Raw genomic sequence first — 20,496 nt, 5'->3', positions numbered from 1 at the left:
GTAGTGCCTGCGGTCCCAGGAGAGTACGACGCGGCGATAGTCGCGGGGAAGCATGCTCCCCAGGGGCGGGAAAGCTGTGGACAACTTTCGTCAGGTTTCACTTTCGGCCCCGCAGGGCTGTGGATAAACCCTCGGCGAGGGGCGCCGGGGACCCGCTCAGCCGAGACGGCCCTCCAGGCGTTCCATATAGGCGCGGCTCGTGGCGTCCAACCCGGTGAACGTCACCGACGTGCCGCGGCGTTCGTACTGCTCACGCACACCCTGCAGGGCGGCCACCGTGGAGGAGTCCCATACCGTGGCCTCGGTGAAGTCCACCGTGACCTCTGCCGGGTCGCCGGTGTAGTCGAACTGGTACACCAGGTCATTCGACGAAGCGAAGAACAACTGGCCGGTCACCCGGTAGCGGACGGCACCGGTATCCCCGCCGTCCCCAACCCGTTCGACGCGCGTCAGGTGCGCCACGCGCCGGGCGAAGGCCACCATCGCGGTGAGCACACCCAGGATGACCCCGACGGCCAGGTTGTCCGTCAGCACCGTGGACACCACCGTGACCAGCAGCACCACCGTCTCGGAGACCGGCATCACCCGCAAAGTGCGCACGCTGTTCCAGTCGAAGGTGGTGAACGCCACCACCAGCATCACCGCCACCAACGCCGCCATCGGGATGCGCCCCACCACGTCCGACAAGGACACCGACAACACGATCAAAAACGCGCCGGCCAGGAAGGAACTCACCCGGGTGCGCGCCCCGGCCTGTTTCACGTTGATCATCGTCTGGCCGATCATCGCGCAGCCGCCCATGCCGCCGAAGAAACCGGTGACCACGTTCGCCACACCCTGGCCCAGTGACTCGCGGGTCTTGTCGGAGTGGGTGTCTGTGAGGTCGTCGACCAGCTTCGCCGTCAACAACGATTCCAGCAGCCCCACCAGCGCCAAGGCCACCGCGTACGGGGCGATGATCCCCAGCGTCCCCATCGACAACGGCACGTCCGGCACCCCGAAGCAGGGGAACGACGACGGCAGTTCGCCCTGGTCTCCCACCGTGGGCACATCCCAGCTGAAGACCACCACTGCCAGCGTGATCAGCAGGATCGACGCCAAGGGTGCGGGGAACTTCGAGGTCAACCGGGGAAAACCGATGATCACCAGCAGGCCCACGGCCGTGAGCGGGTAGACCAGCCACGGTACGTCGACGAGGTGCTGCAACTGTGCGGAGAAGATCAGGATCGCCAGCGCGTCCACGAAACCCACCATCACCGACCGCGGGATGAACCGCATCAACTTCGCCACCCCGAGCGCACCCATGATCATCTGCAGCACACCGCCGAGGATCACCGTGGCCAGTAGGTACTCCACCCCGTGGTCGCGGGCGACGGGGAAGACGACCAGGGCGATCGAACCCGCCGCGCCGGACACCATGCCCGGGCGTCCGCCCAGCACCGCGGTCACGCAGGCCATGGTGAAGGCCGCGTAGAGGCCCATCATCGGGTCCAGACCAGCCACGATGGCGAAACTCAACGACTCCGGGATCAGGGCAAACGCGGTCACTAACCCGCCGAGAACCTCGACGGTGAGCAGTTTCGGGCTGCGCAGCGCGCCCAGGACGCTGGCCGGGGAACGATCGGCGGGAGAGGAGCTCACCCGACAATCTTAGGTCGGTGACGTACCCTTGGCAGCATGCGCATCGCCGTCATCCAGATGAACTCCGTGCCGGACGTCGACAAGAACCTCGAGAAAATCAGATCCTATATCGCCGGGTCCGCCGAGAATGGCGCTGACCTGGTGGTCTTCCCTGAGGCCGCGATGTTCCCCTTCGACGCGGGACGCCTCGACATCATCGCCCAACCGCTGGACGGCCCGTTCGCCCGCGCCGTGGAGAAGGCCGCGAAGGACGCCGGGACGACCGCCGTGGTCGGCATGTTCACCCCCGCCGACACCGTCTACCGCCTGCCGTCCGGTGAACTGCAGACCGATCCCGTGGAGGGTTCCGGTGAGGCGAATAAGTTCCGCCGCGTCCACAACACCCTGCTCATCACCGGTCCCGAGGGTACCGAGCACTACCACAAGATCCACACCTTCGACGCCTTCGGCTACCGGGAGTCCGACACCGTCAAGCCCGGCACCCGCCGGGTCACCTACGACGTCAACGGTGTGACCATTGGCCTGGCGACCTGCTACGACATCCGCTTCCCCGGACACTTCTACGCCCTGGCCGAAGCCGGTGCGTCGGTGATGGTCGTGCCCACGGCGTGGACGGACGGGCCGGGCAAGCTCGACCAGTGGCGCACGCTCACCGCCGCCCGCGCGTTGGACACCACCAGTTACGTGGTCGCGGCCGGTCAGGCGCGTCCCGGTTCTCCGGACCGTTACGGGCAGAACGACGGGCCGACGGGCATCGGCCACTCCGTGATCGTCAGCCCGGGTGGGGCGCGGCTGGCGGAGACCGGCTACGTCGCCCAGATCCTCATGGTCGACATCGATCCGAACCACGTGGAGAAGGTCCGCAAGGGCCTGCCCGTGCTCAAGGGGCACCGGCAGGACCGCGAGATCGAGAAGGCCGGCACCGCCGGGGAGTAGCGGCGAGTAGCGGGCCGCACCCACCCACCCTCACGTGCGGCGCAGCAGCCACACGAAGTACGGCGCGCCGACGAGGGCGATCATCAGCCCGGCGGGGATCTGCGACGGCGCGATCACGGAACGTCCCAACCCGTCGGCGAGGCAGACCATCGCCGCGCCGAGCACCATCGCCACCGGGAGGACGCGCCCGTGGCGTCCTCCCACCAGGGAGCGGGCCAGGTGCGGGGCGACCAGACCCACGAAGCCGACCACACCCACGGCCACCACGCTCACCGCGGCGAGCACGGCGGCCAGGGTCAGCAGGCCCAGGCGGGTGCGTTCCACGGGCACGCCGAGGATGCGCGGGGTGTCCTCGTCGACGGACATCAGGTCGATTTGCCGGCGCATGGCCAGCAGCACCGGCAGCGTGAGCAGCAGCACCACGGCGACGGGCACCACGTCGGGGAACGTCCTGCCGTAGGTGGTGCCGGACAGCCAGGTGAAGATGCGTGGGGTGTCGTAGGGGTTGGCGCGCAGCAGCAGGAAAGTGGTCACCGAGGAGATCCCGTAGCCGCAGCCGATACCGATGAGCACGAACCGGTCGGGCAGCAGGCCACCGCGCCAGGACAGGGCGGCGACCAGGGCGAACGTTGCCAGTCCTGTGATGACGGCGAGGGCCACCAGCATGGTGCGTCCGCCGCCGGGCAGCACGGTGGTGGCGATGACCGCACCCAGGCCCGCGCCGGCGGTGATGCCGAGCAGACCGGGTTCGGCCAGCGGGTTGCGCACCGTGCCCTGCACCACGGTGCCCGCCACGCCGAGGGCGGCACCGGCCAGCACGGCGGCGGTCACGCGCGGGGCGCGGGTGTCCAGGGCACCACCGACGAGTCCGGGTGCGGCGTCGCGCAGCCACAGGGCGATGTCGCCGAGGCGCAGCCACAGGCTGCCGGCGAGCAGTCCGTAGACCACCGCGGCGACGAGTAGGACCACAGCGGCGATCAGGACGATGAGGAAGCGTCGTCGTGCCTGGGCGGGGGTGGACGTCCCGCCGCGGGCACCGGCGTTGGCGCGCGCGGCGCGCACCACACCCTGGTCACGCATACGCATCGCCAGCACCACGATCACCACCGCGCCGAGCAGGGCGGTGGGGATGCCGGTGGGGATGGACGCGGCCTGTTCGGCGCCGAGCACGGCGCGCAGCAGTGCGTCGGCGAGCAGGACGATCAGGGCGCCGACCAGCCCGGTCACCGGGATGAGCACGGCGTGGCGGCGCAGCCCGGGCACCTTCGTCGACAGCAGGCGCGCGAGCACGGGTGCGCCGAGCCCGATGAAGCCGAGCGGCCCGGCGATGGTCACGGACAGGGCGGTGAGCAGGACGGCGAGGACCACGGCGATGGTGCGCGTGGCGCGCACCGGCACACCGAGGGTGGTGGCGGTGTCGTCGTCGCCGAGGGAGAGGACGTCCAGACGGCGCGACAGCAGCACGGCGGCGAGCAGCACCACCACGATGACCGGGAGGGCGCGGGCGGAAGCGTCCACGCTGAGCTGCGACAGGGAGCCGGAACCCCAGGCGAACAGGCCGGTGGTGTTCTGCTTGAACAGGATCAACAGCATGCCGGTGACGGCGTCGAGCGCCATGGCGATCGCCGAGCCGGCGAGGATGAGTTTCGTGGTGCCGGTGGCCCCGCCGCGTCCGGAGCCGGCGCCGGTGAGGCTGAGCACCAGGGCCGCACTGGCCAGGCCACCACAGAAGGCGACCAGGCCGGACGCCCAGAACGGCACGGTGAGGCCGAACGCCGCCACCGCCGTCAGCGCCACGTAGGAGCCGGCGGTGACCGCGAGGGTGTCAGGGGAGGCGAGCTGGTTACGGGTCACCGACTGCAGCAGGATGCCGGCAACACCCAGGGCGAAGCCCACGGTGATCCCGGCGAGTAGGCGCGGCACCCGCGAACCGGACAACACACTGCTCACCGGCACACCGTTGACGCTCTGCGGGGCGTCCGGGTGCCCGATGGCGTAGAGCACCAGCTCACGCATGCCCAGTCCGGAGGTGCCCTGGGTGAGGTGCCACAGTCCGACGACGGTGATCGCCACGACGAGCGCGACGATCAGCGCCAGCGGCGCGACGAGCGGTGCAGCGGACGTTGCAGCGGACGGCGCTGCGTGCGTCCTGCCGCGGGTCACCTGCGGTGTCACTCTGCGTCGGAGGCAGCCTCGACGGCCTTGACGGCCTCGACGAAGGCGTCGATCAGCTGGATGCAGGAGCGGGGTCCGCCAGCGGCCCACAGGTCATTGGGGAACTCGTAGGTGCGGTCCTCTTCCACGGCGGAGAGGTTGTTCCAGATCGGGTTGGATGTCATGGCGGCGACGTAGTCGTCCGCGCCGCCCTGGGAGCCGGTGTAGAACAGGTTGGCGTCGCCGACGGCGGTGAGGCCCTCGATGTCGGTCTGGGCCAGGCCGTACGCCGGGTCGACGCCGCCGTCACCGTAGGACTCGTTGACGTCGTCGGTCCAGGCCGAGGTCATGCCGAGTTCCTCGCCGAGCTGCGTCATCAGCGCGCCGCTGGTGTAGGGGCGGATGGTGAGGTTGCCGCTCTCGACCCAGCCGTCGAAGTAGAGGAAGTCGGTCTGGTCGCGGTCATCGAGGGTGGCCACGGTGTCGGCCAGCTCCTCGCGGGCGGCGGCGAGGTGGTCGTCGAACTCCTGGTTGACCTCCTCGGCCCGCGCGGAACGCCCGGTGGCCTCACCGATCATGGACAGGGTGTTCTTCACGGTGCCGATCTGGTCCTCGGCGTCCGCGCCGGTGACCGCCAGGACGGGCACGTCGCGGTCCTCGAGCTGGGTGAGCACGGCGTCGTCCTCGCTGTATGCCTCGACGATGATGAGGTCGGGGTCGGCGCCGTAGATGGCGTCGAGGTCGGGCTCGCCGCGCTCACCGGCGTTGACGACATCGTCCGGCAGGGCCTCGGCACTGACGTAGGTGCCGTAGTCGTCGGGGGACGCCACGGCGACGGGGTCGACGCAGAGGCTGATCGCGTCCTCGATCTCCTGCCACTCCAGCACGGCGACGCGGCTGGCGGGCTGGTCGAGTTCCACGGTGCGGCCCAGGCCGTCGGTCATCGACACCGGGTCGGTGCTGGTCTCGACGTCGGCGTCGCAGCCCTCGGCATTCGAGGTCGGCGCCTCGGAGTCACCGTCGGACGAGCCGGTGTCGGTGGTGCCGCAGGCGGCGAGGGTGAGCGTCGCGGTGGCGACGGCGGCGGTCAGCGCGGTGAGCGTGCTGCGGCGTCGGTTTCTCGGGAGGTGCATGGTGGTCCTTTCAGGGGGTGGTGCGGACGCGTCCGCGGTCGGCGTGTCGTCCGATGGGGTCGATGCGCAGGCGCCCGGTGCGGGGGTCCACACCGACGTCGACGGGGATGTCGTAGGCGGCGGCGATGTTGTCGGCGGTCAGGACGTCCTGCGGTGGCCCGGTGGCCAGCACGCGGCCGCCGGCGAGCAGGACGAGCCGGTCGGCGACGCGCAGGGCGTGGTCGAGGTCGTGCAGGACGACGCCGATGGTGACGGGTGGGGCCCCGTCGGTGCCGTCTGCGAGGTCGCGGACGAGATCGAGGATCTCGGTCTGGAAGCGCAGGTCGAGGTGGTTGGTGGGCTCGTCGAGCAGGATCACACCGGTGTCCTGGGCGAGGCAGGCGGCCAGCCAGGCGCGCTGGACCTCGCCGCCGGAGAGTTCGCCGGCGCTGCGGTCGGCCTTGTCGGCCATGCCCGTGACCTGCAGGGCATGGTCGACGGCGGCGATGTCCTCGGCGCCGAGCCCGGCGAAGCGACGCCGGTGCGGGTGGCGTCCGAAGCTGACGACCTCGCGCACGCTCAGCCCGTCCGGCGTGGGACGCGACTGGGAGAACAGAGTGACGCGGGTGGCGAACTCGCGGGGGCTGAGCAGGTGGACATCGCGGGCGGTCTCACCATCGCCGAGCCGGACGCTGCCCTGATCAACCGGGTGCAGGCGCGCCAGGGAGCGCAGCAGCGTGGACTTGCCGGAACCGTTCGGGCCGACGAGCGCGGTGACCGTGCCGGGCTCGAGGGTGACCGAAACCCCATGGACCACCGTGGAGCGGCCGTAGCCGAGGGTGAGGTCGTCGCCTGCCAGGGTCCGGGCGTCGTGAAGGCCGTCTTCAGGGCCTGTCTCGGGGCCTGTCTCAGGGGCGGGGGACATGGGTGTGCTGGGGTCCTTCGGGAGGTGGGGTGCCGGTGGCTTCTTTAGCCTAACCTCAAGAAGCGTAGGGCAACGTAACCCGTGTCCGCAATCTCGTTTTTAGGACATGAGATCCTGGTTTTCGGACACGCCAGACGCGCTCGCGGGGAGGTGCGTGCCGGGCGTGGTGCCCATCGTGCGCCGAAAGGTGTCGATGAAGGTGCTGGTCTGCGCGTAGCCGAGCTGTATCGCCACGTCCTGCACCGGCGTCCCTTCGCCGAGCAGGGTGAGCGCGCGCTGGATGCGCAGCGTCATCCGCCAGCGTCCGAACGGCAGTCCGGTGGACTCGCGGAAGGCCCGGGTCACGGTGCGCTCGCTGGTGCCCAGACGCCTGGCCCACACGTCCAGCCCGGCGTGGTCGCCGGGGTTCTCCAGCAGGGCGCGCACTACCGGAGCGATGCGCGGATCGTCGGGAATTGGCAGGTCCAACGGGGTATCGGTGGGCTGCAGGACGTCGAAGACGACGGCCTCGGCGCGGCCGCGTGCGGCGTCGCTCAGCGTGTCCTGGCCGAGGTACGTCAGCAGCGACTCCAGCACGGGGTTCATCACCACCACCGTGACCTGTGCAGGTGCGGTGAAGTCGCCGGGCGTGCGGTCGGGCGCGAACAGTGTGCCGTAGAGGGTGACACCCGAGGTGACCTCGCCGGAATGCTCGGTGCCGGCGGGCAGCCAGATGCCGCGGCCCTCGGGGACGGCGAAGATGCGGTCGTGTGCGCGGGTGATCATCGCCCCGCGGCGCACCCACACCAGCTCGTGGGACTCATGGCTGTGCGCCGGCCAGCTCGTCGGCGGGTTCGTCGCCCCGGCGGTGACGATGGAGGACGTACCGGCGCTCACAGTGTGGCGCTCACGATTCGGCGATGATCTGCTCGGCGTCCACGCCGGACCGCGTGAGGACGCCGACCGCGTCGCGGACGCCCGCGGCGTCCTCCCCGGAGACCAGCACCAAGGTGCCGGGACGGTGGGTGAGCGGGTCGTCGGCCGCTGCCGCGGCCGCGTTGGGGTCGCCCTCGTCGACGACCAGCGGGGTGAACGTCAACCACGGGAAGCCCTGCGCCAGGCCGCGCAGATCGGTGAGTCCGTGCAGGTCGCGGGAGTGTTCCACGGACCAGTACAGGTGCACCGGCGGTGAGTCGTCCATCGCCGAGACGTCCAGCACGAGGGCGCGCAGCGCGGCGAGGCCGGTGCCGAGGGCGATCATCGTCACGGCGTCCGGGGCGTCCTGCCCTGCGGGCACGCCCAATCCGCCGGCCGGGTTGGCGACGACCCAGGTCTCGCCGACGTGCGCGGTGAACCCGGTGCAGTGGAACTCCAGGTAGCCGGCGTCGTTCGGCGGCAGCGCGGAGGCGAGCTGGTGCCAGACGTCCGGGTCGCACGGGGTGCGGACCTCCAGGCTCTGCCCCGGCCAACCGGTCTGCGGCGAGGAGGCCTGCAGGCGCACCACCGTGACCTGCGGGGTACGCGGCACGACCTCCAGGACCTCGGCGGTGATGCTGGTGGGCACGCCGGCCTCGTCGTCCTCCACCGCCCCGAGCGCGACGATGCGCACCGCGTTGTCCACGGCCTGCAGGAGCTCGGTCAGTCCGTCGGGGATGCCCAGCTCTTCGGCGCGACGGTAGGTCAGGTCCGCGCCCGGGTAGGGCACGTCGAATGCTTCGCACACTGCCCGCCCGGCGGCCTCCGCAGCGGCCCCGTAGTGGGCGGTCGTGACCCCGTACTTGCGCAGGTCACGGCCGAGCGTGGCGAGGTGGAAGGTGCATTCTTCGGTGAACTCCGCCCGCTCGCCGACGAGCCCGTCGGCGGCGTAGAGGGCCGCGCGACGCAGTATCGCCGGGTCCACGGCCGGTGGTGGGACGGGCGCACCTTCTGTGCCGTCTGCTCCTGCCGGGTGGGACGGTACGGCGGTGGGAGAGAGGGGCTCGGCGAGGCGGACGAAGTGGGCGCGAGTGCGTGCGACGATGCCGTCGGTACCGTCGAGGCGTCCGCGGGCGATGGCGACCGCACTGCTGAGATCGGTGGGGCCGGTGGCGGCGGTGGTGCCGGGGCTCTCCTCTGTCATACGGACCATTGTGGCACGCGGAACAATGGTGTCTGAAGCGAAAGCGAAAAGTGATGAGCGTCACACAAAGTATTGCTGGTTGAGTGGAACAGACTCAAGTCTAGGCGCGTTGGAATGACCGTAAGCGAAAGTTGACACGAACGCGCTAAAGTAGACACCGGCACGCACACGCAGAGAAGGAGACTGACGATGAGCGGATTCACTCCCACCACCCGTACCCAGGAGGCCATGCAGGCTGCACTGCAGTCCGCCAGCGCCAACGGTAACCCGGACATCCGTCCGGCGCACCTCCTCGTGGCGATCCTCGACCAGGAGGACTCCATCGCCCGCCCCGTCCTGCAGGCCGCCGGCGTCGACGCTGACGACGTCCTGCGCGACGCCCGCGACCTCGTCGCCGGCTACCCGCAGGCGTCCGGCTCCGGGATGGCCAACCCCAACTTCAACCGGGACGCCCTCAACTCCCTGACCGCCGCGCAGGAACTCGCCGAGGAACTCGGCGACACCTACGTCTCCACCGAGGTGCTGCTCGCCGGCATCGCCAAGGGCGACTCCGAGGCGGCCAAGGCCCTGCACAACCGCGGCGGCACGTTCGAGGCCATCCGTGGGTCCTTCGAGTCCGTCCGCGGCAACCGCAAGGTCACCACCGAGGAGCCCGAAGGTCAGTTCCAGGCGTTGGAGAAGTACTCCACCGACCTGACCGCCCGCGCCCGCGAAGGCAAGATCGACCCGGTCATCGGACGTGACCAGGAGATCCGCCGCGTGGTCCAGGTGCTGTCGCGGCGCACGAAGAACAACCCCGTGCTCATCGGCGAACCCGGTGTGGGCAAGACCGCCATTGTCGAAGGCCTCGCCCGGCGCATCGTCGCCGGCGACGTGCCCGAGTCCCTGCGCGGAAAGAAGCTGATCAGCCTCGACCTGGGCTCCATGGTCGCCGGCGCGAAGTACCGCGGCGAGTTCGAGGAACGCCTCAAGGCCGTCCTCGACGAGATCAAGGAGGCCGACGGCGAGGTCGTCACCTTCATCGACGAGCTGCACACCATCGTCGGCGCCGGTGCCACCGGCGAATCTGCGATGGACGCCGGCAATATGATCAAGCCGCTGCTCGCCCGCGGTGAACTGCGCCTCGTCGGCGCCACCACCCTCGACGAGTACCGCAAGTACATCGAGAAGGACGCCGCCCTGGAGCGTCGTTTCCAGCAGGTCTACGTCGGTGAGCCGACCGTGGAGGACACCGTCGGCATCCTGCGTGGGCTCAAGGAGCGCTACGAGGTCCACCACGGCGTGCGGATCCAGGACTCCGCGCTGGTCAGTGCCGCGTCCCTGTCGGACCGCTACATCACCAGCCGGTTCCTGCCGGACAAGGCCATCGACCTGGTCGACGAGGCCGCGTCGCGTCTACGTATGGAGATCGACTCGCGCCCCGAGGAGATCGACGACGCCGAGCGCATCGTCCGACGCCTCGAGATCGAGGAGATGGCCCTGAGCCAGGAGACCGACGACGCCTCCAAGGACCGCCTGGTCAAGCTGCGTGCCGAACTCGAGGACGAGCGCGAGAAGCTCAACGGGCTCATGGCCCGCTGGGAGAACGAGCGTGGCTCCATCGACCGACTGCGCGAGCTGAAGGAGGAACTCGACGGGCTGCGCACCGAGTCCGAGATCGCCGAGCGCGACGGTGACTACGCCCGCGTCGCCGAGCTGCGCTACGGACGCATCCCGGAGCTCGAGAAGCAGGTCGGCGAGGCGGAGTATGAGGCCGCCCAGGCCGAGGAGCAGCGCATGCTCACCGAAGAGGTCACCCCGGACACCATCGCCGACGTCGTCTCCGCGTGGACCGGTGTGCCCGCCGGCAAGATGCTGGAGGGTGAGACCGAGAAGCTGCTGGCCATGGAGAAGGTCATCGGTGGACGCGTCGTCGGGCAGGACGAGGCGGTCACCGCCGTCTCCGACGCGGTGCGTCGCTCCCGCGCTGGCGTCGCCGATCCGGACCGTCCTACCGGCTCTTTCCTGTTCCTCGGCCCGACCGGTGTCGGCAAGACGGAGCTGGCGAAGTCGCTGGCGGAGTTCCTCTTCGACGACGAGCACGCCATGGTGCGCATCGACATGTCCGAGTACGGCGAGAAGCACTCCGTGGCCCGTCTCGTCGGTGCGCCTCCCGGATACGTCGGCTACGACGCCGGCGGCCAGCTGACCGAGGCCGTGCGGCGCCGCCCCTACACGGTGGTGCTGTTCGACGAGGTCGAGAAGGCACACCCGGACGTCTTCGACGTGCTGCTGCAGGTCCTGGATGAAGGACGCCTGACCGACGGGCAGGGCAGGACGGTGGACTTCCGCAACACCATCCTTCTGCTGACCTCCAACCTCGGCGCCGGTGGCAGTGACGAGCAGGTGATGAATGCGGTGAAGGCGGCGTTCAAGCCGGAGTTCATCAACCGGCTCGACGACGTGGTCATCTTCGATGCCCTGTCGCAGGAGCAGCTGACCTCCATCGTGGACATCCAGGTCGCCCAGCTCGCCGAGCGGCTCGCCGCCCGACGGCTCGACCTGCAGGTCACCGAGGACGCCAAGGCGTGGCTCGCCGAGCGCGGCTACGAACCGGCCTACGGTGCCCGGCCGCTGCGTCGCCTGATCCAGAAGGCGATTGGCGACGCGCTGGCGAAGAAGCTGCTCGCCGGTGAGGTCCGCGACGGTGACACCGTGAAGGTGGACCTGCCGCGCGACGCCTCTGAGGTCGCCGACCCGACCGCCGATGCGCTCACCATCGAGGCTGTGGCGCACGAGGCGTAGTCCGCCCCGGACGAACCGACGGTTTCTGTCTAATCTGACTGACGAAGTTTCCACTTCGCCGGTCATTCCGGACAGAAACCGTCGTTGGTGTTTTTGGTGTGCGCTGGGACAGGCTCAGCGCACCGGCGGATCGAAGAAGGTCGCCGGGTCGATGTCCTCCAGCGCGATCCAGTCGGCATCGGCATCGGCATCGGCACCGCCACCGTTGCCGCCACCACTGCCGATGCCATCGGGGCAGCGCAGTTCCAGTGCGGTGAGCGGGCGTTCGTCGATGGTCGACACCACGGTGTACAGCGTCGCTAGAATGTGCGCGCACGGCTTTGACCGGGCACGGCACGTGCAGGACGCCGTCTCGTCCGGTGTAGCAGGGACGACGGAGACGCCGGCGTCGCTGAAGCGGCCGATCAGGTCGTCCGGCAAATCGCCGCTGGCGTCCGGACGCAGAGCGGCCAGGACGCTCCCCGCGGCGTCCTGCTCGGCGGCGCTCCAGCCGCAGGGGGCGAGCGTCACGGTGTGGGTGGAGGATCCATCGGCCACCGTCGCAGTTACAGCAGCAACACCAGCCGCGCCCGGCAGGACCAACTCCACCTTATGGTTCCGGGCGAGGCTGCGGGCCTTGGGCAGTTGGGCGCGCGGTGTCCCGTCGGTGCGTTCCACGGTGCGTAGCCAGGCGCGTCCCCACAGCGTCGCCCCGAACTCGGCCTCGGCCATCAGTACTCCTCCTTCAGGTCGACCACGTCGCGTAGTTCCTCGTCGGACATGCTGGTCAGTTCAGCGCTGTCGTCGCCGGTCACGGCGTTGGCCAGGCTCTTTTTTGCCCGGTGCATCTTCTGGATGTGCTCCTCGAACGTCCCGCCGACGACCATGGTGTGCACGCTCAGCCGGTTCTTCTGGCCGATGCGGTGGGCCCGCGCGGTGGCCTGTTCCTCCACCGCCGGGTTCCACCACCGGTCGTAGTGGATGACGTGTGAGGCGCGGGTCAGGTTCAGGCCGAATCCGGCGGCGCGCAGGCTGAGGATGAGTATGGGCGGGGCGTCGTCGTCCTCCTGGAAGCGTCGGACCATTTCGTCGCGGTCGGCGGCGGACATCCCGCCGTGGAGGAAGGGCAGGGCAGCGCAGCCGAGATGGTCGGCGAGTCCGTCGGACAGCAGTTCGCCCATCGCCCGGTACTGGGTGAACACCAGGGCGCGCTCGCCACCGGCGGTGATCTCGGCGAGCATCTCGGCGACCCGGTCGAACTTGCCCGAGCGTCCCGGCGCAGGCGTGCCCTCGGCATGAAGGTACTGGTCAGGATGGTTGCAGATCTGCTTCAGGGAGGTCAGCAGCGCGAGGATCTGCCCGCTGCGTCCTGCGCCGTGGTGGAAGCCGGTGCTGAAGGCGGCGGTGACCGCGTCGCGGTAGAGGCCGCGTTGCGCGGCGGTGAGGCCGCAGTACACGGTGGTGTCGAGGCGCGGCGGGAGTTCGAGCGCCACGCCGTCCTTCGTCCGACGCAGCATGTGCGGCGCGATCGTCGTGGACAGCCGCGCCGCCGCCGTGCGCGACTGCCGCCGCCGGATCGGGGTGGCGAAGCGGGTGCGGAAGCGTGCGCGCGTGCCCAGGACCTGCGGGACCGCGACGGAGAACAGCGACCACAGTTCGTCGAGGTCGTTCTCCACCGGCGTGCCGGTCATCAGTACGCGCGCCTCGGCGTCCAACGCCACGGCGGCGCGTGTGACCTGCGAGGACGGGTTCTTGAGCTGCTGGGCCTCGTCGAAGACGGTGATGCCCCACGTCCGGTCGCGCAACGCGGCGTCGGAGCGCACCAGCGGGTAGCTGGTGAGCACCACGGTGCCGGCGGCGAGGTCCTCGGGCAACTCGCGGGTGCTGCCGTGGTAGCGCAGCACCGGCAGTTGCGGCGCGAAGCGCTGCAGTTCGCGCGCCCAGTTGCCCAGCAGCGAGGTCGGGCAGACGACCAGGTGGGCGCGCGTCGGGCAGGACGTCGCGAGCAGGGCGATGACCTGCAGCGTCTTGCCGAGCCCCATGTCGTCGGCGAGCAGCGCGCCGCCGTCGTCGCGCACGCGGGCGCGCAACCAGGCCACGCCCTGCGCCTGGTACGGACGCAGGTCGGCGAGGACCTGCCCGTCGAGGCGTCCTGCGGTGTCCAGATCGTCGCGGAAGCGGGCGAGATGGGCGGCGGCGGACGGGATCGCCGCGGCGTCCTCGTCCGGGACGGCGTGCCCGGCGGGCGGCAGGACGCCGGCGACCTCGGTGAGCGCGGCGTCCGTGTCGCGTCCTGCGCGAGGACGCAGGACGTTGCGGGACGCCGTGCGCCACGCCCGCGCCGAGGCGTCCAGATGGCGCACGCGCGTGAGCGTGGACAGGCACCGCGCGGTAGTGAGCAGATCGGTGACGCACACCTCCACGTCCTCCACCTGCAGACTCTCGCCGTCCGGCACCACCAGACGCGCGGTCGTCGCACGCCCGGCGGGAAGCCCTGCGGCGTCCATCGTGGCGGCGAGGTCGTCGACGCCCCACCAGGCGACGCCGTGCTCGGCGGGAAGGTACGTGGCCTGGAGGCGTGAGGCAGAACTTGGCAGGACGATCATCCTTCGTGCAGGCGGGGGCGGGTGCCGGGCAAGGCTACGGGACGCGCCGCACGCTCCGCATATGGCGACGCGGCTGGGTACAACACTTTCGGGGGTGCGGATGGAGCCTTCCCCCGGCGTCCGCGGGCTGATAACTTTGAGTGACACATCTACGCTGGCCGAAGGGGGCTGCGATGGCGATCACGCAGGCAGACAGGGACGCTGCCGAGGAACGTATCCGCGCGAAGATCAGCGCCGATGGGTGGCCGGAACCCCGGACGGACGAGGAATTCCGGTACGCGGTCCTCGCGAATCTCGCGGCTTCGCAGGGTGCCCCGGCGCCCGGGCTGACAGAAGAGGACGCCATGCGGATCGCTGTGGAGGAGACCAAGGCATCACACGCGGTTCACCTGGGCTGACGGGGAGGGAACGACGATTTCTGTCTGCCGTGGGTGGCGAAGTGGCTGCTTCGTTGGTGATCTTGGACAGAAACCGTTGTTGGGGCGGTGAAGCGTGCAGGGGAGGATGGTCAGGCGTGTGGGGCGTCGTGCAAACGGTCGGACATCAGCAGCAGGTCGAACGGGCCGGCCCAGGAGTGAGGGAATAGGGTGATGCCGTCGACGAGCGGTGTCGGCACGGCGCCGGCCGCTGTCGGGTCCGCCGTTGTAGCCGCCGCCGCAGCCTCCGCCAGCGGAGCGTAGGGGCCCAGCGGGTAGCGGGCGCGTGGGTCGCCCGGGGTCCACAGCGCACCGGCGACGCGGTAGACGCCGAGATCGCCGCCGGCCAGGTGGGAGCCGAGGGAGCCGGCGAGCGTGGGGTCGAGGTGCTCGGTCTGCTCGAACAGCAGAATGCGCTCGCCCGGGTGCTCGTCAGCGAGACGGCGCAGGTTGTCGTACTGCACGCGGTCACGCGCGTCGAGGTCACGGTGGTCCCCGTCGAAGGAGTCGAGCCCGGTGAAGACGACACGGCGTGAGGACGCGACGCTGGCATTGTAGGCGCGTAGCCACCGCAGTAGTGCGGCGTTGTGCGCCAGCGGCGTGCGGTACCAGGACCACATGGCGGTGACCAGCTCGTCCGGCGGCGCGTCCGGAGCGTCCGGAGCGTCCTGCCCGTCGCCGGCGAGGTAGCGGTCCACGTCGCGGGCCTGTTCGGCGTTGGTTTCCGCAGCGATGAGGCGGAACGCCCCGGAAGTCACGCCGTGCACGATCACCGCGTTGCGGGCAGCGAGGTACTCCGCGCAGTTGTGCAGGCCCTCGGCCCAGCCGATGACGCGGGCGTCGGCGATGAGTGCGTCGACGGCGGCCACGCCGGCCGGGTGCGGGACGGGCAGCAGATCAGCGTCCGTCACAGCATCCGTCGCAGCGTCCGTCACAGGGGGGAGTCGCCCTCTGCGGCGGACTGCAGCAGCGGCAGGTAGTTGTCCAGCATCCACGGCAGGCTCAGCACCGAGATCGCGCTGGTGGCGTACACCATCGGCGGGTCGACGAGGGGCACGTAGCCGCCGCGCTCGACGGCCGGAATGCGGGCGAAGCCGGCGTCGGACTCGAGCTCTTCCTGGATCTCCTCGCTGAGGTACCAGGAGACCAGGACATCGGAGTCGATGGAGGACCAGTTCTCCTTGCTCACCGACACGGAGAAGGACTCCCCGGACGTGGGCACGCTCGGGGCGATGCTGAAACCGAGCTGTTCGAGCAGCGTCACCCGGGAGTCGGTGGCGAGGTAGGTGTTCAGGCCGTCGGCGCTGGTCCCCGAGGCGAAGGCGATGGTCTTCCCGTCGAACTCGGGGTGCTCATCCTTGGCGTCGGCGATGAGCTGGTTGGTGTCCTCGACGAGCTGCTCGGCCTCGTCGCTGCGTCCCAGCGCCTTGCCCACGGTGGTGGTCTGATCCTCCCAACTGGTCTGCCAGGCCTCACCGGGGTAGGCCACGGTGGGGGCGATGTCGCTGAGGCGTGAGTACTGGTCGTCGGTGACGCCGGAGTTCACGGCGAGGATCACGTCCGGCTCGAGGTTGAGGATCTCCTCGAAGGGCAGCTCGTCGGACGACGCGTCGAGCAGTTCCGGCTCGGCGCTGTCTGCGCTATCGCTGCCGTCGAGCGCCTCCTGGTCCCAGGGCAGCACGCCGGTGTCGTCGCCGGTATCGCCGCTCATGTCCTGCATGCCGACGGGGGTCACGCCGAGGGCGAGGGCAACGTCCTGGCTGCCCCACCCGATGGTGACGACACGCTCGGGCTCCTCCTCGATGGTGGCGGCGCCGAGGGCGGAGTCGATGGTGACGGGGAAGGCGTCGGCGTTCGCGGAACTCGAGGATCCTCCAGAACCCGCAGAGCCTGAATCGTCTGAATCATCGGAGCAGGCGACGAGCGAGACGGCGACCGCCGTGGCGCAGAGGGCCGCGGAGACGCGGCGCAGGGGGATGTAGCTGACGGTCATGGTGATCCTCATTGTTCGGGACGGTGAATAGTCAAGAGGATAGCCTACACTCGGCCGCGAACATGACATCTGTCATACCGATCCCGTGACATCCGCGCGCCAGCTCATGACAAACCCCTCTACCTGCACCGACCGGGCCGCGGCAGGATCATAGGTATGAGTACAGCACCCGTCATCAGCGTCACCGACCTGACCCGCACCTACCAGGCGAAGAAGTCCAAGAACGCCTACACCGCCGTCAAGGGGATCTCCTTCGACGTACGCCAAGGCGAGGTCTACGGCCTGCTCGGCACCAATGGTGCGGGCAAGACCTCCACTCTCGAGATCGTCGAGGGCCTCGCCGCCCCGTCGCAGGGCACCGTGCGCGTCCTGGGCATGGACCCGATCGCCGACCGCGTGCAGATCCGTCCGGAACTCGGCATCATGCTGCAGTCCGGCGGGCTGCCCAAGGAGCTCACCGTCGCCGAGACGATGCGCATGTGGGCGGGCACGTGTTCCACCCCGTTGCCGGTCGACGACGTGCTCGGCGAGGTGGATTTGAACCACCGCACCGATGTGCGCGTCGGTTCGCTGTCCGGCGGCGAGCAGCGTCGCCTCGACCTCGCCTGCGCGCTGCTCAACGACCCGGGCATCGTGATCCTCGACGAGCCGACCACGGGCCTGGACCCGGAGTCGCGCGCCCGCACCTGGGAGTTGCTCGCGGCGTTGAAGGACCGCGGCGTGACGATGATCCTGACCACCCACTACCTGGAGGAGGCGGAGCGTCTGGCCGACCGGATCGCCATCATGGACGCCGGCGTGATCGCCGTCGAGGGCCGGCTGGACGACCTCGCCGCCACCGAGGGCGCCGAGATCAGCTTCACCCTGCCGGACGCTGCGGGCGCCGGCGCCGCCGGCGGGAACCTCGCAGGACGCCAGCAGGACGTCTTCCCGTCCTTCCCCGGCGCGCAGGTCACCCGTGACGGGGTGCGGCTGCGTATCGAGACCTCCCGGCTGCAGGAGGACACCCACCGGCTGCTCGACTGGGCCGCCGCCAACGACGTCACCCTCGGCCACTTCTCTGCCCGCCCCGCCAGCCTCGAGCGCGTCTTCGCCAAGATCGCCGGACGCGACAGCACCGTCTGAAAGGACCCGTCATGACTACCACCGCACGTGAAACCACCCGTACCTCCGAGAACTCCACCAGCTCCACCGGCACCACCGCCTCCAGCGGTACTTCCCTCCGGCGCTTCGTCGCCCTGGCCCGCGCGGAGACCCTCCAGTTCCGCCGCAACAAGACCCTGCTCGTCAACGCCACGCTCATCCCCATCGGCTTCGGCCTGGCGATGTTCTTCATCCTCTCCGGCGACGATGCACAGTCGAAGGTCGAGGCCGCGGCCACGGCGCTGGAGTATTTCCTGCTCTTCGCCCTGATGTTCGTGCAGTTCTACACCGTGCTGTCCATGGTGACCACGCGCCGGGACGAGGGCGTGCTCAAACGTCTGCGCACCGGCGAGGCGCGCGACGCCGAGATCCTCGGCGCGTCCTCCTTCCCTGGGGCGGTGCTGACCATCGTGTTCACGGTGCTGATGTCGGTGCTGCTCATGGTCTTCGGCGCGCCGGGGCCGGTGAATGTGCTGCCGCTCATCGTCGCTGTGCTGCTCGGCCTGGCGGTCACCAGTGGTCTGGCCCTGGTGACCAGCGGGTTCACGAAGAATCCGGAGGCCGCGCAGATCACCTCGATGCCGGTGATGCTGCTGATGTTCGCCACGATGGGCAACTTCCGTCAGCTCTACCCGGAGGGTGTGGACGAGGTCCTCGCCCGCACCCCGTTTGCCCTGATCTTCGACCTGGCCCAGTACGGCTGGGCGGGCAGCACCACGGTGGGCCGGATGGACGGCGTCGCCGCGTTGAGTTCCGGCGAGGTCCTCGCAGAGACGTGGCCGATGATGCTGATCCTGCTGGCGTGGGCGGCGGTGTGCGTGTGGGCCGGTGCTCGTTACATCCGCTGGGACGTCCGGCGCTGACGTCCGGCACCACTGCTTTAATGGAGCCCATGAACCCGACCGTGCTGGAGTCCGTTACCCGCCCACGCAGGACGTGGCGCGGGCTCGGTGCCGGCGCGAAGCTCGCGGTATATACGCGCCTGTCCATGCAGCTGATGGTCGCCGCCTTCGGCGCCTTCGCCGTCCTGTTCCCGCTGGCCGTCGCAGGTCAGGGGTCCGCGCTCAACCTGTGGCAGCAGGCCCTGGTCGCGGGGTCGGGGCTGGCGCTGACCGTCGTGGCCCTGGTGGTCGTGGAGCGGCGCCCGGAGTTCAACACCCGGCCGCGGCGTCCTACCGGACGGCTCGTGGCCGTGACGGGCGCGGCCACCGCGGTCGTCTGGACGCTGGGCGTCCTGCTGTATGTGGCGGGGTCGTCCGCGACGGCGGTGACGGGGCTGGGCCTGGTGGTCATCGCCATCCTCGTCGCTCCGACGGCGGTGCTGCCGTGGCTGCCGTGGCGCTGGACGCTCATCCTGGTGTTCTCGGCGGCGACGTCGGTGCTCATGTGGGATGAGCTGGAATGGGTGCCGTTGTTCTTCGGGACGTTCCTGATGACCACTGTGGTGGCCTCGGCGTGGACGGTCAACATCGCCAAGCAGCTCGACCGTGCTCGCCTCACGGACGCTGCCCTGCAGGTCAGCGAGGAACGTCTGCGGTTCTCCCAGGAGCTGCACGACACCCTCGGTCAGCGTCTGGCGGCGATGTCGTTGAAGGCGGAGTTGGCGCGTGCGCTGGTCGCGCGCGGCGACGAGCGCGCCGACAGTGAGCTCGGACAGCTCCAGGAACTGGCTCGGACCTCCGTCATCGAGATGCATGAGGTGGTGGACGGTTACCGGGCGGTCAACCTGTCGACGGAGGTCGACGGCGCGCGGCAACTGCTGCACAGCGCCGGCGTCCACCTGGACGTCGACGGCGACCCCACGGCCCTGTCGGAGCCGATGCGCGAGCTGGCGGCGTGGCTGGTGCGCGAGGGGACGACGAACGTGGTGCGTCATTCTGCCGCGACGCGCGTGCGGCTGGCGTTCACATCCGGCGCCGACGAAGCGGTGACAATGAGCAATGACGGCGTGACCCGCGGCATTGAACGGCTGTCGGGCCTGGCGGGGATCCGGCGTCGCGCCGAGCCGCTCGGCGCGGAACTCGTCGCCGAACGCGACGGTACCGTCTTCCGCGTGACCCTTCGCTTACCAGGGCAGTAGAGATAAAGGAGCAACCATGAGCACAGAACCCGTCCGGGTGGCCGTCGTCGACGACGAGTCCCTGGTGGCCAGCTCGCTGTCGACCCTGCTGTCGCTGGAGGACGACCTCGACGTCGTCGCCACCCTCGGCTCCGGTGAGGAACTGCTCGACTGGTGCCGGACGCACCGCGCGCCGGACGTCGTCGTCACCGATCTGCAGATGGGCGGTATCGACGGGGTGGAGACCGCCGCCGGCCTCCCGGAGGACGTCGCCGTGCTGATCGTGACCAGCCACGGGCGTCCCCGCCAGCTCAAGCGGGCGCTGGCCGCCGGCGTTGCCGGCTTCGTGCCCAAGACGTCCTCCGCGGTGGAGTTCGCCACTGCGGTGCGCACCGTGCACGCCGGACGCCGCTACCTCGACCCGGAGCTCGCCGCCCAGGCGATCGGCGCGGGCGAGTCGCCGCTGACCGAGCGCGAGACGGAATTGCTGGAGGTCGCCGGGCAGGGCGGCTCCGTCGAGCAGATCGCCGAGACCGTGCACCTGGCGGCGGGTACCACGCGCAACTACCTGTCTTCGGCGATGTCGAAGACGGGGGCGGCCACCCGTTTCGAGGCCTGGCGCATCGCCCGCGAGCGCGGCTGGCTGTAGC

General features: G+C 69.8%; 17 protein-coding genes. 7 read left to right on the top strand and 10 right to left on the bottom strand.

Annotated elements, in window-relative coordinates; translation table 11 throughout:
- Window positions 1-156 precede the first annotated feature (156 nt).
- Window positions 157-1,641, bottom strand: coding sequence for a SulP family inorganic anion transporter (locus ACT3SZ_RS10190; protein ID WP_444618435.1), 1,485 nt, complete (start codon window positions 1,639-1,641; stop codon window positions 157-159).
- A gap of 36 nt (window positions 1,642-1,677) precedes the next feature.
- Here ACT3SZ_RS10190 and ACT3SZ_RS10185 point away from each other — a divergent pair, with 36 nt between their 5' ends.
- Entirely contained in the window at window positions 1,678-2,577 is a 900-nt protein-coding gene (locus ACT3SZ_RS10185) for a carbon-nitrogen hydrolase family protein (protein WP_444618434.1), read from the top strand.
- Between the two features lie 30 nt (window positions 2,578-2,607).
- On the opposite strand, the gene ACT3SZ_RS10180 is transcribed toward ACT3SZ_RS10185, so the two are convergent.
- The 5 genes from ACT3SZ_RS10180 to ACT3SZ_RS10160 form a co-directional block, all read right to left on the bottom strand.
- The gene (locus tag ACT3SZ_RS10180; protein WP_444618433.1) at window positions 2,608-4,752 is read right to left on the bottom strand and encodes an iron ABC transporter permease; all 2,145 of its coding nucleotides are present in this window, start codon (window positions 4,750-4,752) and stop codon (window positions 2,608-2,610) included.
- Entirely contained in the window at window positions 4,749-5,864 is a 1,116-nt protein-coding gene (locus tag ACT3SZ_RS10175; protein WP_444618432.1) for an ABC transporter substrate-binding protein, read from the bottom strand. Before ACT3SZ_RS10175 ends, ACT3SZ_RS10180 begins: the two co-directional genes overlap by 4 nt.
- Before the next feature lie 10 nt (window positions 5,865-5,874).
- The gene (locus tag ACT3SZ_RS10170) at window positions 5,875-6,768 is read right to left on the bottom strand and encodes an ABC transporter ATP-binding protein (protein ID WP_444618431.1); all 894 of its coding nucleotides are present in this window, start codon (window positions 6,766-6,768) and stop codon (window positions 5,875-5,877) included.
- A gap of 99 nt (window positions 6,769-6,867) precedes the next feature.
- Window positions 6,868-7,644, bottom strand: coding sequence for an AraC family transcriptional regulator (locus ACT3SZ_RS10165; RefSeq protein WP_444618430.1), 777 nt, complete (start codon window positions 7,642-7,644; stop codon window positions 6,868-6,870).
- Between the two features lie 10 nt (window positions 7,645-7,654).
- Window positions 7,655-8,866: a hypothetical protein gene (locus ACT3SZ_RS10160; RefSeq protein ID WP_444618429.1), complete on the bottom strand. Its 1,212-nt coding sequence runs from the start codon at window positions 8,864-8,866 to the stop codon at window positions 7,655-7,657.
- Between the two features lie 189 nt (window positions 8,867-9,055).
- Between ACT3SZ_RS10160 and clpB the strand changes: the two genes are divergently transcribed.
- The gene (gene clpB, locus ACT3SZ_RS10155; protein ID WP_444618428.1) at window positions 9,056-11,650 is read left to right on the top strand and encodes an ATP-dependent chaperone ClpB; all 2,595 of its coding nucleotides are present in this window, start codon (window positions 9,056-9,058) and stop codon (window positions 11,648-11,650) included.
- Window positions 11,651-11,764: 114 nt separating this feature from the next.
- Here clpB and ACT3SZ_RS10150 read toward each other — a convergent pair whose 3' ends face one another.
- Both ACT3SZ_RS10150 and ACT3SZ_RS10145 read right to left on the bottom strand, forming a co-directional pair.
- Window positions 11,765-12,361 carry an SWIM zinc finger family protein gene (locus tag ACT3SZ_RS10150; protein ID WP_444618427.1) on the bottom strand — a complete coding sequence of 199 codons (597 nt, stop codon included), beginning with the start codon at window positions 12,359-12,361 and terminating at the stop codon, window positions 11,765-11,767.
- The gene (locus tag ACT3SZ_RS10145) at window positions 12,361-14,235 is read right to left on the bottom strand and encodes a DEAD/DEAH box helicase (RefSeq protein WP_444618426.1); all 1,875 of its coding nucleotides are present in this window, start codon (window positions 14,233-14,235) and stop codon (window positions 12,361-12,363) included. The genes ACT3SZ_RS10150 and ACT3SZ_RS10145 overlap by 1 nt, the downstream gene beginning before the upstream one ends.
- A gap of 173 nt (window positions 14,236-14,408) precedes the next feature.
- On the opposite strand from ACT3SZ_RS10145, the gene ACT3SZ_RS10140 reads away from it, so the two are divergent.
- Window positions 14,409-14,633 carry a hypothetical protein gene (locus ACT3SZ_RS10140; RefSeq protein WP_444618425.1) on the top strand — a complete coding sequence of 75 codons (225 nt, stop codon included), beginning with the start codon at window positions 14,409-14,411 and terminating at the stop codon, window positions 14,631-14,633.
- A 110-nt stretch (window positions 14,634-14,743) separates the two neighbouring features.
- Here ACT3SZ_RS10140 and ACT3SZ_RS10135 read toward each other — a convergent pair whose 3' ends face one another.
- Complete coding sequence (locus ACT3SZ_RS10135; RefSeq protein ID WP_444618424.1) at window positions 14,744-15,562, bottom strand: erythromycin esterase family protein; 819 nt, start codon at window positions 15,560-15,562, stop codon at window positions 14,744-14,746.
- Window positions 15,563-15,582: 20 nt separating this feature from the next.
- Window positions 15,583-16,644: an iron-siderophore ABC transporter substrate-binding protein gene (locus ACT3SZ_RS10130; RefSeq protein ID WP_444618423.1), complete on the bottom strand. Its 1,062-nt coding sequence runs from the start codon at window positions 16,642-16,644 to the stop codon at window positions 15,583-15,585.
- A gap of 156 nt (window positions 16,645-16,800) precedes the next feature.
- Here ACT3SZ_RS10130 and ACT3SZ_RS10125 point away from each other — a divergent pair, with 156 nt between their 5' ends.
- Genes ACT3SZ_RS10125 through ACT3SZ_RS10110 form a run of 4 tightly spaced genes read left to right on the top strand, consistent with a single transcriptional unit; the run spans window position 16,801 to window position 20,495 of the window.
- Window positions 16,801-17,769: an ABC transporter ATP-binding protein gene (locus ACT3SZ_RS10125; protein ID WP_444618422.1), complete on the top strand. Its 969-nt coding sequence runs from the start codon at window positions 16,801-16,803 to the stop codon at window positions 17,767-17,769.
- Window positions 17,770-17,780: 11 nt separating this feature from the next.
- Window positions 17,781-18,650, top strand: a complete 870-nt coding sequence (locus ACT3SZ_RS10120; protein ID WP_444618421.1) for an ABC transporter permease — start codon at window positions 17,781-17,783, stop codon at window positions 18,648-18,650.
- 29 nt (window positions 18,651-18,679) lie between these two features.
- Window positions 18,680-19,867, top strand: coding sequence for a sensor histidine kinase (locus tag ACT3SZ_RS10115; RefSeq protein ID WP_444618420.1), 1,188 nt, complete (start codon window positions 18,680-18,682; stop codon window positions 19,865-19,867).
- Window positions 19,868-19,883: 16 nt separating this feature from the next.
- Window positions 19,884-20,495, top strand: a complete 612-nt coding sequence (locus tag ACT3SZ_RS10110) for a response regulator transcription factor (RefSeq protein ID WP_444618419.1) — start codon at window positions 19,884-19,886, stop codon at window positions 20,493-20,495.
- The last annotated feature ends 1 nt before the right edge of the window (window position 20,496 follow it).

The organism is Corynebacterium sp. AOP40-9SA-29, from assembly GCF_052377405.1.
Taxonomy (GTDB): domain Bacteria; phylum Actinomycetota; class Actinomycetes; order Mycobacteriales; family Mycobacteriaceae; genus Corynebacterium.
This window is presented reverse-complemented; position numbering and strand designations above follow the sequence as displayed.

Coding starts and splice junctions, on each gene's coding strand:
- ACT3SZ_RS10160 (WP_444618429.1), bottom strand. CDS start 8,866: ATGACAGAGGAGAGCCCCGGCACCACCGCCGCCACCGGCCCCACCGAT.
- ACT3SZ_RS10185 (WP_444618434.1), top strand. CDS start 1,678: ATGCGCATCGCCGTCATCCAGATGAACTCCGTGCCGGACGTCGACAAG.
- ACT3SZ_RS10130 (WP_444618423.1), bottom strand. CDS start 16,644: ATGACCGTCAGCTACATCCCCCTGCGCCGCGTCTCCGCGGCCCTCTGC.
- ACT3SZ_RS10175 (WP_444618432.1), bottom strand. CDS start 5,864: ATGCACCTCCCGAGAAACCGACGCCGCAGCACGCTCACCGCGCTGACC.
- ACT3SZ_RS10145 (WP_444618426.1), bottom strand. CDS start 14,235: ATGATCGTCCTGCCAAGTTCTGCCTCACGCCTCCAGGCCACGTACCTT.
- ACT3SZ_RS10115 (WP_444618420.1), top strand. CDS start 18,680: ATGAACCCGACCGTGCTGGAGTCCGTTACCCGCCCACGCAGGACGTGG.
- ACT3SZ_RS10150 (WP_444618427.1), bottom strand. CDS start 12,361: ATGGCCGAGGCCGAGTTCGGGGCGACGCTGTGGGGACGCGCCTGGCTA.
- ACT3SZ_RS10110 (WP_444618419.1), top strand. CDS start 19,884: ATGAGCACAGAACCCGTCCGGGTGGCCGTCGTCGACGACGAGTCCCTG.
- ACT3SZ_RS10120 (WP_444618421.1), top strand. CDS start 17,781: ATGACTACCACCGCACGTGAAACCACCCGTACCTCCGAGAACTCCACC.
- ACT3SZ_RS10140 (WP_444618425.1), top strand. CDS start 14,409: ATGGCGATCACGCAGGCAGACAGGGACGCTGCCGAGGAACGTATCCGC.
- ACT3SZ_RS10170 (WP_444618431.1), bottom strand. CDS start 6,768: ATGTCCCCCGCCCCTGAGACAGGCCCCGAGACAGGCCCTGAAGACGGC.
- clpB (WP_444618428.1), top strand. CDS start 9,056: ATGAGCGGATTCACTCCCACCACCCGTACCCAGGAGGCCATGCAGGCT.
- ACT3SZ_RS10125 (WP_444618422.1), top strand. CDS start 16,801: ATGAGTACAGCACCCGTCATCAGCGTCACCGACCTGACCCGCACCTAC.